This window comes from Sorangium sp. So ce834 (genome assembly GCF_051521425.1).
Classification (GTDB): Bacteria; Myxococcota_A; Polyangia; order Polyangiales; family Polyangiaceae; genus Sorangium; species Sorangium cellulosum_D.
Map to the genome: position 1 here is coordinate 10,571,827 of NZ_CP150351.1, position 12,120 is coordinate 10,583,946.

The 12,120-nt window shown below is 71.9% G+C and carries 8 protein-coding genes and 1 pseudogene; 3 read left to right on the forward strand and 6 right to left on the reverse strand.

From position 1 onward, the window contains the following. Positions 1-620 precede the first annotated feature (620 nt). Positions 621-2,150: pseudogene (locus tag WMF20_RS38880) on the forward strand (ATP-dependent DNA ligase); the annotation flags it as partial. Positions 2,151-2,367: 217 nt separating this feature from the next. Here WMF20_RS38880 and WMF20_RS38885 read toward each other — a convergent pair. The 3 genes from WMF20_RS38885 to WMF20_RS38895 all read right to left on the reverse strand — a co-directional run bounded on the left by WMF20_RS38885 (position 2,368) and on the right by WMF20_RS38895 (position 7,657). Further along, complete coding sequence (locus WMF20_RS38885; protein ID WP_437606818.1) at positions 2,368-3,849, reverse strand: hypothetical protein; 1,482 nt, start codon at positions 3,847-3,849, stop codon at positions 2,368-2,370. A 277-nt stretch (positions 3,850-4,126) separates the two neighbouring features. Beyond that, on the reverse strand, positions 4,127-6,919 hold the full coding sequence (locus WMF20_RS38890; RefSeq protein ID WP_437606819.1) for an ATP-binding protein: 2,793 nt from the start codon (positions 6,917-6,919) through the stop codon (positions 4,127-4,129). A 96-nt stretch (positions 6,920-7,015) separates the two neighbouring features. Beyond that, complete coding sequence (locus tag WMF20_RS38895; protein WP_437606820.1) at positions 7,016-7,657, reverse strand: hypothetical protein; 642 nt, start codon at positions 7,655-7,657, stop codon at positions 7,016-7,018. Between the two features lie 381 nt (positions 7,658-8,038). Between WMF20_RS38895 and WMF20_RS38900 the strand changes: the two genes are divergently transcribed. Both WMF20_RS38900 and WMF20_RS38905 read left to right on the forward strand, forming a co-directional pair. Then, a complete protein-coding gene (locus WMF20_RS38900) occupies positions 8,039-8,440 on the forward strand; it encodes a hypothetical protein (protein ID WP_437606821.1) in 402 nt (133 codons plus the stop codon). A gap of 2 nt (positions 8,441-8,442) precedes the next feature. After that, the gene (locus tag WMF20_RS38905; RefSeq protein WP_437606822.1) at positions 8,443-9,504 is read left to right on the forward strand and encodes a hypothetical protein; all 1,062 of its coding nucleotides are present in this window, start codon (positions 8,443-8,445) and stop codon (positions 9,502-9,504) included. 312 nt (positions 9,505-9,816) lie between these two features. Here WMF20_RS38905 and WMF20_RS38910 read toward each other — a convergent pair whose 3' ends face one another. The 3 genes from WMF20_RS38910 to WMF20_RS38920 all read right to left on the reverse strand — a co-directional run bounded on the left by WMF20_RS38910 (position 9,817) and on the right by WMF20_RS38920 (position 12,103). Next, complete coding sequence (locus WMF20_RS38910) at positions 9,817-10,308, reverse strand: hypothetical protein (RefSeq protein WP_437606823.1); 492 nt, start codon at positions 10,306-10,308, stop codon at positions 9,817-9,819. Then, the gene (locus tag WMF20_RS38915; RefSeq protein WP_437606824.1) at positions 10,305-10,631 is read right to left on the reverse strand and encodes a hypothetical protein; all 327 of its coding nucleotides are present in this window, start codon (positions 10,629-10,631) and stop codon (positions 10,305-10,307) included. Before WMF20_RS38915 ends, WMF20_RS38910 begins: the two co-directional genes overlap by 4 nt. A 113-nt stretch (positions 10,632-10,744) precedes the next feature. Beyond that, positions 10,745-12,103, reverse strand: coding sequence for a protein kinase domain-containing protein (locus WMF20_RS38920; protein ID WP_437606825.1), 1,359 nt, complete (start codon positions 12,101-12,103; stop codon positions 10,745-10,747). Positions 12,104-12,120: the final 17 nt, after the last annotated feature.

Consider the following 12,120-nt stretch of genomic DNA (forward strand, 5'->3'; position numbering starts at 1 on the left):
GCTCACGGCGCGGTCACCGGAGGAACGGAGGCACTCATGGGCACCGAGAAGGTCCACCTCACGACGGAGAAGGAGATGCTTCTTGTCACTTGTACGGCAAGGCGCTCGAGAGCCGCGCGAAGGCCCCCATTGCCTGGTCCCCGGCGGGACCGCAGCCTCCGGTCTGCGTTCCGGCTTACGTTCGTTGCCCTCCCTGCTTACGTGTCTCCGTGCTGAATCGTTGCGCGACAGCACCGTCGGCTCGCGTGCTCGGGTCGAGCGCCCCGCGCGCGGCGGCGCCGGCGCCGCCGTCAGCTCAGGTGTCTGTCGTCGTTCGAGCCGCCCGAGATAGTCTGATAATTCGCCACCATTCTCCGTAAGTGGCTGCAAAGGAGAACGGCCGCGAATCGGGCACGAAAGAGCGCTTTTCTGTCCCGCGGCCTTACACCCTTTGGTAGGCTCCCTCTCAGCCCATGCGGAGAGCTCTTGGCGCCTGTGGGTCAGGTCTGATCCTGCGGAGTTCCTCGGCTCGGTAGCGCTCGGTAGCGCTCGGTAGCGCTCGGTAGCAAAGGACACACCGCGGCGGCCTCATCCTAGGACCCCGAGCGTGCGCCCTCGAGGTGCCACGGTAGGATACCTGCGTGCTCGTTTCCGATCTCGTCGCCACTTCCGATCGTGTCGCCACGACCTCCAGCCGTCTCGAAAAGATCGGTGCGCTCGCCGATCTCCTGCGCCGGCTCTCGCCCGAGGAGGTGCGGATCGGCGTCGACTGGCTGGCCGGGCGGCTGCGTCAGGGCCGGATCGGGCTCGGGCCTGCGATGGTCACCGAGGCCCGCCGCGCTGGTCCGTCCGCCGTCGAGCCCGCGCTCACCCTGGGGGAGGCCGACGCGGTGTTCACGGAGATCGCGCGCACCTCGGGCTCGGGGTCGGCGGCGCAGCGCCGCGCGGCGCTCGGCGGGCTCTTCGCGCGCGCCACCGAGCTCGAGCGCGACTTCTTCGCGCGGCTCCTCGTCGGCGAGCTCCGCCAGGGGGCGCTCGAGGCGGTCATGATCGAGGCGGTGGCGCGCGCCGCGGGGCTGCCGCCGGCCTCGCTGCGGCGCGCGGTCATGCTCGCCGGCGACGCGGCCGAGGTGGCCAAGGCCGCGCTGCTCGAGGGGGCGCCCGGCCTCCAGCGCTTCTCGCTGCAGCTGCTCCGCCCGGTGCAGCCGATGCTGGCGCAGGGGGCGGACGACGTCGCCTCGGCGCTCGGCGAGCTCCGCGCGGCGGCGCTGGAGTGGAAGCTCGACGGCGCGCGCGTGCAGGTGCACAAGGCCGGCGACGAGGTGCGCGTCTTCAGCCGCAGCCTGAACTCCGTCACCAAGGCGGTCCCGGAGGTCGTCGAGGCGGTGCGTGCGCTCCCGGTCCGCTCGATCGTGCTCGACGGCGAGGCGATCGCCTTCCGCGCGGACGGGGCGCCCCACCCGTTCCAGGTCACGATGCGCCGCTTCGGCCGCACGCTCGACGTGGCCGCGCTGCGCGCCGAGCTGCCGCTGCGCGCCCTGTTCTTCGACGTGCTGCACCTCGACGGCGAGGACCTGCTCGATCGGTCCGGCAGCGAGCGCGCCTCCGCGCTCCGGCAGGCGCTCGATCGGTCGCTGCGCGTCCCGCGCATCGAGCTGCCGACGGGGGCCGAGGCCGAGGCGTTCTTCGCCGACGCCCTCGCCCGCGGCCACGAGGGGGTGATGGCGAAGTCGCTCGCCGCGCCCTACGAGGCCGGCCGGCGCGGCAGCTCGTGGCTCAAGGTGAAGCGGGCGCACACCCTCGACCTCGTCGTGCTCGCGGTCGAGTGGGGCAGCGGCAGGCGCCGGGGGCTGCTCAGCAACCTGCACCTCGGCGCGCGCGATCCCGGCGCCGGCGGGTTCGTCATGCTGGGCAAGACGTTCAAGGGCATGACCGACGAGATGCTCGCATGGCAGACGCAGCGGTTCCTCGAGCTCGAGATCGCGCGCGACGCGTACACGGTGTATGTGCGGCCGGAGGTCGTCGTCGAGATTGCGTTCGACGGCGTGCAGGCGAGCCCGCAGTACCCGGGGGGGGTCGCGCTGCGGTTCGCGCGGGTGAAGCGGTACCGGCCTGACAAGGCGGCGGGGGAGGCCAGCACGATCGACGAGGTGAGGGCCATCCATGCGGGGGCGCTGGCGCATGAGGCGGCGGAGAGGAGGGAGGCGGGAGGAGGAGGAGAAGAGATGGGTGGGAGGGAGGGGGGAGAGGATGAGCGGAAGGTGAGAGGGGGGCGAGCACGGAATACGGGGGCGAAGTCGAGCACGAGCACGAAGACGGGAGACGGAGGACGGGAGACGGGGAACGGGTGATGGGGGGACGGAGGAAGCTTGATGACCGCCGTCCGCCTCAGAGCGGAAGGTGCGCGAGGAGGATGTCGCCCCAGCCTTCGCTCTTCAGGGCGCCGAAGCCGGTCTGCGCTTCTTCGTAGAAGCTCGTCACGATCGCGAGGTTCCCTTTCGCGTCGATCGCGGAGGCGCCCATGCCGAAGAACCCGTTTTGCGTGTCGCAGATCATCGTGCCGACCTCGACGATCCGCCGCTGCGCGACGAACGCGCCAGTGCCTGGCTCGTAGGTGGCGATGTAGCTTCCCCGCTCGTCCACCGTGCCGCCGCCGAGGTCGAAGGGCGCCCTGAGCGAGGCGATGAGCGCGATCCGCCCGTCGGGGGTGAGCGAGAGGCTGGTCGAGACGACGCCGGCGGCCGGGAGCGGCTTCGCCCATCGGACCGCGCCGTCCTCGCCGGCGAGCTTCGCGAGGAACGCGCCGCCCGGTTCGCCGATCGGCCCCTCCCCGAGATCGGCGCCCACCGCGAACTGGCCGGCGATCAGCACGTCGCCGCGCTCGTCCACGAGCAGGGTCTGCGCCTTGTCGCCGAGGCCCATGCCGTGGTCCTCGGGCGCGCCGAAGTGCCTCGACCAGACGTGGGCGCCGTCCTCCCCCGAGTACTTCGCCACCCAGGCTTGATCGCCCCTCAGCCCGGTGATGGCGCCCCCGCCGAGATCGGCGCCGCCCGAGAAGTTCCCGGCGACGAGGATGTCGCCGTGCAGGTCCACGGCCACCCCGCCGATCGGGGCGAAGGACGAAGCGTATCCGGACAGGTGTCCCAGGTCCCTCGCGAAGCGGGCCGTCCCGTCGGCGGCGAACCTGGCGAGCGTGAGGCGACCCTCGGACTGGGCGGCGACGACGATGTCATCGTCGGGACCGGTGGCCACACGGCCTCCGAAATCGAAGCCGGCGCCGCCCAGGCGGTGCATCCAGCGCGGGGCGCCGGCCCGGTCGAGCGCGAGGACGAAGATGTCGTTTCGCTCCGGCTCATCCAGCGAGGGATCGCCGGCCTCGAGCGGTCCGCTCGAGATGTGGCCGACGACGGCGATGCCGTCGTTTGCGTCGACCGCGATCCCCGTGGCCGTCACCAGGCTGCCGCCGAAGCGGTGTACCCAGCGCAGGACGCCGTCGTCCGCGTACTTGGCGATGAAGAGGTCCTCGAAGCCGGCGAGCGGCGTCGCGCCCGCGCCGAAGTCGGCCGCTCCCCGCGAGCTGCCGGCCAGCACGACGTTCGCGCCGGAGTCGATCGCGAGGGCCATGGCGTCCTCCATGTCGGGCCCCGAGATCTGCCGGTGCCATGCCTCCTCTGCCGGAGGCGATCCCCCGCTCCCCCCCGCGCCCCCGCCCCCCACGGCGTCGCCGCCCGCGCCTCCGCCGGATCCCCACGATCCAGCGCTCGTGTTGCCGCTCGAGCTGGCGGCCAGCTCGGTCTCACGGATCTCCCTGCAGCCGGAGAGGATGATCGAAGGGCCGAGGATCAGCAGAGCAGAAGTGGTGATGCGCATGGTGAGACCTCCGCCGAACAGGCTATGTCCCCGCCGCAGCGTCGCCCCTTAATCCTCTCTTAAAGCGACTCGCGCGCTCCTCCGGGCCGTCACCCACCGCTATCCGCAGGCCCCCGGAGAGGGTGATCGTGGGGCGGGGCGGGGTGGGGGATGGGCCGATGTTTGAGGCAGAGACATGGCGCCTCCGGCGCCATGTCTCTGCCGAGTTCGGCGGGGCCCCCACCCCGCCCCGCCCCACGATCGCCCTCTCCGGGGGCCGTCCAGCCGGCAACTGCCCCTACCGCCGCTTCCCCCCGCCCCTGCCCCCGCCTTCGCCCTCGCCCTCGCCCGTCCCCCCGCGCGCATCGCCCCCTCCCCTCGTGCCCGGCTCCACCGCGACGTAGTGGACGGGCAGCGCCGGATCCAGCGAGTACCCCTCTGCGTCTCTCCGGAGCCAGGGCTTCATCCCGAGCTTCCGCAGCTGGTTCATCGCCACGTAGATCCGGTTCGCCGCCGCCTCCGGCAAGATCCGCTCGCCCGGCCACCCCGCCTCCTGCAGCGCCGCGAGGGAGAGCCCCCGACCCGGCGCACACCGCTGCTGCTCGGCCAGCGCGAGGAGCAAGCGCCGCGCCGCGTGGCGCTCGCGCAGATCGTGCCAGCCGCTGCCCGGCGGGCGGACGAAGCGCGCCCCCTCGGTCAGGAGGAGCTCGCGCTCGGCCCCTGCCCGCGCCTCGGCCAGGCCGCCCAGCGCGGCCAGGCTGCGCTCCAGGATCCGGAGCAGCAACCGCACGTCGTCCGAGCGGCTCGCGCTCGACGGCGCCCCCTCGCGGGCGCGCGCGATCCTGCGCCGCGCCGCGACCACGTGCGCCGCGGCCTCGTCGCCCTGCCCGGCGCGGCGCGCCGCCTGGGCGAGCGCGAGGTCGACGAAGCCCGACGCCACCCGCGCGAGCTCCACGTCGGGCTCGTCGCCGAGCTGCGCGAGCAGCCGCTCGGCGGGCTCGAGCGCGCGCCGCGCCTCGCCCACCTCGCCCACCGACGCGAGCGCCGCCCCGAGGCGGCAGAGCGCGATCGCCTCGGAGCGGCGATCCCCGACCTCGCGGAGCAGCGCCACGGCGCGGCCGTGGCAGGCGCGCGCGTCGGCGAGGCGGCCCTCCTCGTGGTGGAGCGCGCCGAGGTTGCCGAGCGTGATCGCGAGCAGCCGCAGGTCGCCCACCTCCCCGAGGATCGCGGCCGCGCGCTCGTAGCGCCGCCGCGCCAGCGCGGGCGCGCCGCGCTCCTGCTCGAGCAGGCCGGCGTTCGTCGAGAAGATCCCCTCCTGCCGGCCGTCGCCGATCTCCGCCGCGATCGCGATCGCCCGCTCGTAGTAGGCGGCGGCCTCGGCCTCGCGGCGCTCGTCGTGGTGGAGCGCCCCGAGGTTGCCGAGCGCGCGCCCCTCGGCGCGGCGGTCGCCGAGGGCGCGGTGGAGCGCGAGCGCCTGCTCGTAGTGGTCTCGCGCGCGCTCCATCTCGCGCCGGCCGTGGTGGAGCACGCCGAGGTCCGCGAGGATCCCGGAGAGGAGCGCCGCTTCGCCGAGCGCCGCCGCCTGCGCCCGGGCGCGCTCGAGGTCATCGAGCGCCGCCTCCGCCTGCCCCCGCAGCCGCCGCGCGCGCCCCCGCGCCGCGAGCGCGCGGGCCGCGACGCCCGGATCGGCCGCGAGCGCCTCGGCCGCGGCGAGCGCGCGGTCGAGCAGCTCGAGCTGCGCGCCGAACGGGCCGCGGGTGCTGAGCACCGGCTCGATGGCGGAGAGCGCCCGCAGCGCGCGCTCGGCCGCGGCGCGCGGCGCTGCGGCGGCGACCGCGTCCTCGACCGCGGCGCCGTCCCCGGCGCGGGGCGTCGCCGCCGCTGCGAGCGCGCCCTCGGCGACGGCGAGCAGCTCCTCCAGGTCGCCGGCGATGCGGTTGAGCGCGTCGAGCGCGCCGCGCCGCTCGAAATCCGCGGCGGCGGCCTCGCCGGCGGCCAGGTAGAACGCCGCGTGCCGCTCGGCCGCGGCGCCGCGCTCCCCGCGCTCGGCGAGCTTCTCGGCGGCGAGCTCCCGCACCGCCTCATAGAGCGCGAAGCGCGTCGCCCCGTCGCTCCCCGGGGGCGCCGCGCGGAGCAGCGACTTGTCGCGCAGCGCCTCGATCCGGTCGACCGCGGCGGCGTCCGGCTCGGCGAGGACGGCCCCGGCCGCCGCGAGCGTGAACGGCCCCCGGAACACCGAGCAGCAGGCGAGCGCCCGTCGCTCGCGGTCGTCGAGGAGGTCCCACGACCACTCGATCGCGCTGCGCATCGTCGCCTGCCGCGCCTCCCTGCCGCGCGCCGCGCCCGCGAGCAGGTCGAGCCGGCTCCCGAGCCGCGCGAGCAGGCCGCGCACGCCGAGCACGCCCTCGCGCGCCGCCGCGAGCTCGATCGCGAGCGGGATGCCCTCGAGCCGCCGCACCAGGGCGGCGACGTCGGCGAGCGGCTCGTCGCCGGCCGGCGCGCCGCCGCGGTGGGCCGCGGCGCGGTCGAGGAAGAGGGCCACGGCGGCGCTGCGCTCGGCCGAGCCCTCGGCGGGGAGCTCGAGCGGGCCGAGCTCGCAGCCGATCTCCCCGGGCAGGCGGGTGCGCTCGCGCGACGTCGCGAGGAAGCGGACCTCGGGCGCCGCGCGCACCCACGCGTCGAGGGCGGGCGCTGCCTGCTCGAGCACGTGCTCCAGGTTGTCGAGCACGAAGAGCGCCGGCCCCTCGGTCGCGAGGGCGCGGCCGATCCGCTCGACGAGCGTCGCTTCCCGGCGCCCGGCCGCGACCTGCGCGCCGATCGCGCGCGCGACCGCGCCGCAGACGGCGCGCAGGTCGCGGCAGGCGGTGAGCTCGCAGAGCCACACGGCCTCGGCCGGCCGCGCCTCGTCCCAGCGGCTGGCGAGCTCCAGGGCGAGCCGCGTCTTGCCCATGCCGGCCGGCCCCCAGACGGTCACGAGCCGCTCGCCGCGGCGGAAGAGCTCGGCGATCGCGGCGAGCTCGCGTTCACGGCCGAGGAAGCGAGACGCGGGCACGGCGAGGTGCCGCCTGCGCGGCCGGGCTGCGTCGGCCATGGGCTGACTCTCGATCAGGCGGGAGCGGAACTCAACGCCGGAGCGGGAGGGCGGCGGGGGGTGCGGCGGGAGCGGCGGCCGAGGCGCGGCGGCGGCTCAGGGTCGCCCGAGCGGCGTCACGAGCAGGTTCTTCCGTGCGCCCTCGAGCTCGACCTGCACCTGGATCCCGCGCCGATCGAGCACGGAGAGCGGGCGGAGCGGCGTCACCTGGGCGAAGCGATCGCCGACGGCGCACCAGGTGCCCTGGAGCGCGGGCGACTCGGCGCCTTCGGGGGTGAAGACCACGGCCCCGGTGCGGCAGCCGCTGTCGTCTGCCGCATAGAGGCCCTCGATGCGGTCGAGCGCCGCGGGGCGCGCGCGGAAGGCGAGCTCCGCGCCCTCGGGCGTGCGCAGCCGGCCGGATTCGCCACCGGGATCGGCGGTCGCCGTCCACCCGCCGCTCTCGAGCGAGAACGCGCCGCTCGGGTCCTCGGGTCCCTCGAACCAGCGGGTCATTGTCGCGTAGGTGCTCGCGCCCCCGCAGACGTAGAGCGTGACCGCGCCCTCGCCGCGCACGACGGCGAGCACGGCGTCGGTGCCGTCGACCGCGCCGACCGAGATCTCGGGCGGCGCGGGCTCGAGGTCGGCCGCGCACGCGGCGCAGAGCAGGGCGCCGAGCATCCCGGCGGCGCGTGCGAGCGCGCGGGTGCTCGTCAAGAAGTAGAGACCGATCTCCCCGGAGCGATGAAAAAAGCTCATGGGGTCGTATTTTAGTCGAGACTCGGGGGCGATACGTAGGGCCGCACGTCGCACACGCCTCGACGTCGTCGAGGCGCCGAGGATCGACCCCGGAGACGAACCTGCGGCGCAGATGCGCGCGAGACACCGCAAACGCCGCGTCGCACGTACCCGAGCGGTGTCAGAGGTCGAGGAGGCCTCACCTGATCCGGGCAGGTTGTGCTCGGTCAACCGGTGACCGGAGGGGGCGCCATGGTCGCTGGCGGGCGCTCCGATCCACCGATTCAACCCGCCGCGCTCGACTCGCCGGCATAGGAACAACAAGGACGTAACGTAGCATAAAATACCGTTGACTCCTCCTTTTACCTGAGAGAACGGTGCGCTCATTCGGAGGGGGCGACCATGGACTACGTCCTGAAGGCGAAGGTGAGCGCGCTCGTGCTGTGCGGCTGGCTCGCGATGGTCCTCGCTTCGGCATGCGACCTGTCCTACACCTGCGACACAGTGGAGCCAGGGAGCGCGGGTGCTGGATACCCTACAGAATCCGCAGGGGCGGGGGATTACCCGAGCAACAGCGAAAACGCCGAAGAAGACGAAGAAGTGGGCAGCGACTCATTCGAGCTGATGGCAGGGTGCACGCCAGTCCACGATTGTACCGACATGTATGAGAAATGCCAAGACATTGGCGGACGGTGCACGCGCAGGAACAGCCATGGCTATACATACTGCGAGATTTGCCGTGACGAATGTCAGCAAGACAAGCCCTACACATATGAAATTTGCTTTCAGTGCGGATTCAAATGAGTATGACGCCCTCCCCGTTCCTTCTGGATGCGACGCACGTCACCTTCGACACGCCGACCGCAGAGCGTCTCGCGCAGCTCGGCGCGACCAACATCGTGCGTGCACACGAACATCTTATTATCGGACCCAGCCGACCGGTTCCCGCAGAGCACGTCCGGACGCGTGAGGCGTGGTTCTCTTCGTGCGAACTATGTTCGGACGCAGACGACGCGGGCGAGAAATGGGATCAGCTCTACTCAGCCGAGCCCCGCTGGAAGCTCCCCGCTGTATTGTGGGCAGCAAAGAGCCTCGACGATCGGGTAAACCTCTGGAGAACCTGCAGCTACTTGCGAAGTCTGGGAATCGAGCACAGTGACGTCCTCATCGTCGAGTTCGATCGTATCTATGGCACGATGAAGAGGTTTCCCGAGCCACCGAGAATCCCGCCGTTCGACTGTTCCGGATCGGTAGCCCACCACCCCGATGAGGTCCTTCTGGACGGCCTCGACAAGGCGCGCCCCTGGCCGGTGGAGCGTTACGAGCATGCCATTCACCTCTGGGAAAGCTACGCCGATGAGAACCCCTTGCCATTCGTGGAGCGCTGCATCGCCGGTGCCGAGGACTTTCCAGAGCTTGCTTCGCTGTGGGCGCTCCTCTCTTATTTCTTCCCACGAAGAACCACGGAAGGCACCCTGCGTCTCAGCCGATATGACGACCTAATTTTTGCCATCTTGTCCGCAGAGGAGTGGCAAACTCCAGTGAGAGTCATCTGCAACAAATCGCAACTTGGCTTGGACTTACGAGATCTCGTCTCCTGCACAGGGGACCTGTTCCTGGGAGACCGCCTTGCCCACTGGGCACAGCACGACTTGAGCGGCGCCGTGGAACGCGCTCCTGGCCCGAAGCCGCCTGACTACCCGCTGCTCTCGAAGGTATATCGCCTCACCGAACGTGGCATGCGACTCCGAGACAAGGGGCTCGATCAGCTCTCGGACGCGCCACGCCTGCCCATCGCGGGGACGGAAGCGTACTCGGCTTCAGCCCCCTTGGTGCTGCTCGAAGATGGACGGCTCGCTCGGATGTAAGGGCATCGTTACGCCGCCGCCGAGCCGAAGGCGCCCGCGAGCGGCGCGCCCGCGGCCACGGCTGGAAGAGAGCCAGGAGATAGGTCATGAGGTGGCTGATGGTCCGCCGGCGATGAGCAAGTAGCGCGCTGACGGGGCCGAGCGTCGGCCTCCTCGCGCTTTCGCTCGTGCCCACGGGCGCCCGGGCGGACGAGAGCGCGTCGGCGCGATGCGCGCGTCGGCGCGATGGGAGATCGGCGTCAAGGCGGCTTACGTCGTCCTGGGGGGGACGTGGCCGGAGCAGGCGCGTTGGCCGCAGGAGAGCTCGCCCGGCTAGTCGGCCCCGCTGCAGTCCGAGACGTGAAAGACCGCCGTCTCGAGGCGCGCCTTGGCGCCGTCGAAGAGCCGGACGAGGTCGCACGGCCCCGCCGCCACGTCGGCCTCGTACGGGTCGCCTTGCCGCTCCTCGACGATGATCTCGCACGCCCCCTGGTACAGCTCGCCGTCGATCCTCGCGGACGCGTGAGGCGATTCGGCCTGGTTCATCACGTCGAAGAAAGAAAGCGCCTCGCCATCCTTCGCCACCGTCACGCTGAGCTCGCCTTGGTCGCGGACGATGCACATCCCTGAGACATCATCGCTGACATCCACGGCCTTCGTACCGTTGCCGCCGGTGTCGATCACCAGCTCTTCGCCGTCTCGCGAGACGATCACCTTGCCCGCGACCTCTGGATCCGCGACACACCCGCTGCCCCATGCGCTGACCAAAGCCCAGAACAGGGGCGAGAGCGTGCGCCCGAAGACACCTGCGATGGTCTCGCTCATGTCGTGCATCCGTCGTGGCTCTGAGGGATCACCGTCGGCGGGTTCCCCCTCGGTGTGCAGCACATCACGTGCTCCGCGCCATCCTCTGTGGCGTACGTCGCGCTGTCCTCGTATCCCTCCCAGCAGATGTCGTCCGCTTGGCTGGGGATCACGCATAGGGTGTACCCCTCCGGGATATCGTCTCGAACCACGCCGGCGCATGCGCGCGCGAACGACGGCGACTCCGGGGCGGTGGAGGAATCCTTCCTCCACCCATCCCAGAGAATATCCCTGCCTTCGGCGCAGCCTTGCGCCTCGTGCTGTGTGCCCTTCCAGAGCCACACGGCGGGATCCCCCTCGTGGGGGCCTCGGCCGGGGCAGTCCAGATCGGGGATACAACCGATCCCAGCGCTCGCGCCGATGAGTAGAAGAACACATCGCATCGACAGAAGCCCTCCTAGTACAACGCAGGACCGCAGCTCACATCGCCGGCATCGCAATACGGCCGGCGCAGGTCGGGCCGCGCCGCCACGCCCGTTCGCCGCGAGAGCGCGGCGCGCGAGCGGCCGTCCGGTGCCTTCGACGCGGCCGGCGTCGAAGGCACCGGCGGCAGACGCTCCCCATGTGGCATTGCGCCCCGGTCCACCAGGACTGTTGGGAGCTTGTCCGCCCGGAGCACAACCCCAGTGGGGCGCAGGAGGCAGAGCGCGCCGACGCAGAGCGCGGCGATCGTAGCGACCGAAACGGCGATACGGCTCGCGAGCCTCCGCGGCCGCGTGCCGGCGGGGCTGCTCGGGGCCATGATCGGCTCCCTCCCTGGCTCTCGGACGAGGGAGGGCGGCGGTAGCAGCATCAGCTCCTGCAGAGCTGGAGCCTGACGCGATGGCACGTCAAGAGAGGGGATCTCCGGCAGCGGAGGTTCATCGTCATTCAGCAGCGAAGCCACCGGGTCGACCTCGGATGAACGGGCGTCCGGCTCTTCCGTCACCGGCGCTGGCGAGCGCGGGCCCTCCAGATGGGAGCTGCGCAAGGTCGACGGCACGCCACCGGCGATCGAGGCCTGCTCCTCGCCGCCGCTCGGTTCCAGGTCCAGCGTGGGCCATGCCTCCGCGAGGCCCTCGAGCACGGTGATGAAGTGGTCCACGCTCCTGTACCTGCGACGCGGATCCTCTTCCAAGGCCGTTTCGATGGCGGCAGAGACAGCGCGCGGTATCTCGCCCGGGATCACAGGCCTGCTCCGCTGCGCCCCGAGCGTACCGGCCTGACCGGCGTCGAGCGAGCGACGGCAAACGAGCTCGTAGAGCAAGATCCCGAGTCCGTAGACGTCGGCCCGTGGCCCCACCCGGTCGCCGCGCAGCAGCTCCGGAGGCGCCACCAGCGGCTCCCGTGCGGCCTCGTGCGGCTCGATCCGGAAGAGCCGGACCAGGCCGAACTGGTTGATGCTGTAGTCCCGCTTCGACGTGATGAACACGCGGTCCGGCCCGAGCGCCCCATGGCACCAGCCCAGCGCGTGGCACCGCTGGATCGCGCGGGCGATATCGATCACCATCCGCAGCGCCGTGACGCCGAGATCGGCCCCACGTGTCGCATCCTTGATGCTGATCCCGTGGCTTCGCCGGCACGCGACCCAGGCGGAGAGGCCGCCCGCGTCGCCGTAGAGCACGGGCTCGACCTGCGGGACCGCTCGCGCGATCTCCTGCAGGCGCGGAAGCTCGGAAGCGAAGGCCGTCCGGTCCATCGATTGCCCCTCGCGCAGGTGCAACCAGACGGTCGCGCCCTCGTCACCTACCTGTTGGGCGAGGAACGTGCGGACCATGCCATCGTGAACCTCGC

Bases quoted from the DNA above. Each gene is read 5' to 3' on its own strand.
- WMF20_RS38890 (WP_437606819.1), bottom strand. From the start codon at position 6,919: ATGGCCGACGCAGCCCGGCCGCGCAGGCGGCACCTCGCCGTGCCCGCG.
- WMF20_RS38900 (WP_437606821.1), top strand. From the start codon at position 8,039: ATGGACTACGTCCTGAAGGCGAAGGTGAGCGCGCTCGTGCTGTGCGGC.
- WMF20_RS38920 (WP_437606825.1), bottom strand. From the start codon at position 12,103: ATGGTCCGCACGTTCCTCGCCCAACAGGTAGGTGACGAGGGCGCGACC.
- WMF20_RS38905 (WP_437606822.1), top strand. From the start codon at position 8,443: ATGACGCCCTCCCCGTTCCTTCTGGATGCGACGCACGTCACCTTCGAC.
- WMF20_RS38910 (WP_437606823.1), bottom strand. From the start codon at position 10,308: ATGAGCGAGACCATCGCAGGTGTCTTCGGGCGCACGCTCTCGCCCCTG.
- WMF20_RS38895 (WP_437606820.1), bottom strand. From the start codon at position 7,657: ATGAGCTTTTTTCATCGCTCCGGGGAGATCGGTCTCTACTTCTTGACG.
- WMF20_RS38885 (WP_437606818.1), bottom strand. From the start codon at position 3,849: ATGCGCATCACCACTTCTGCTCTGCTGATCCTCGGCCCTTCGATCATC.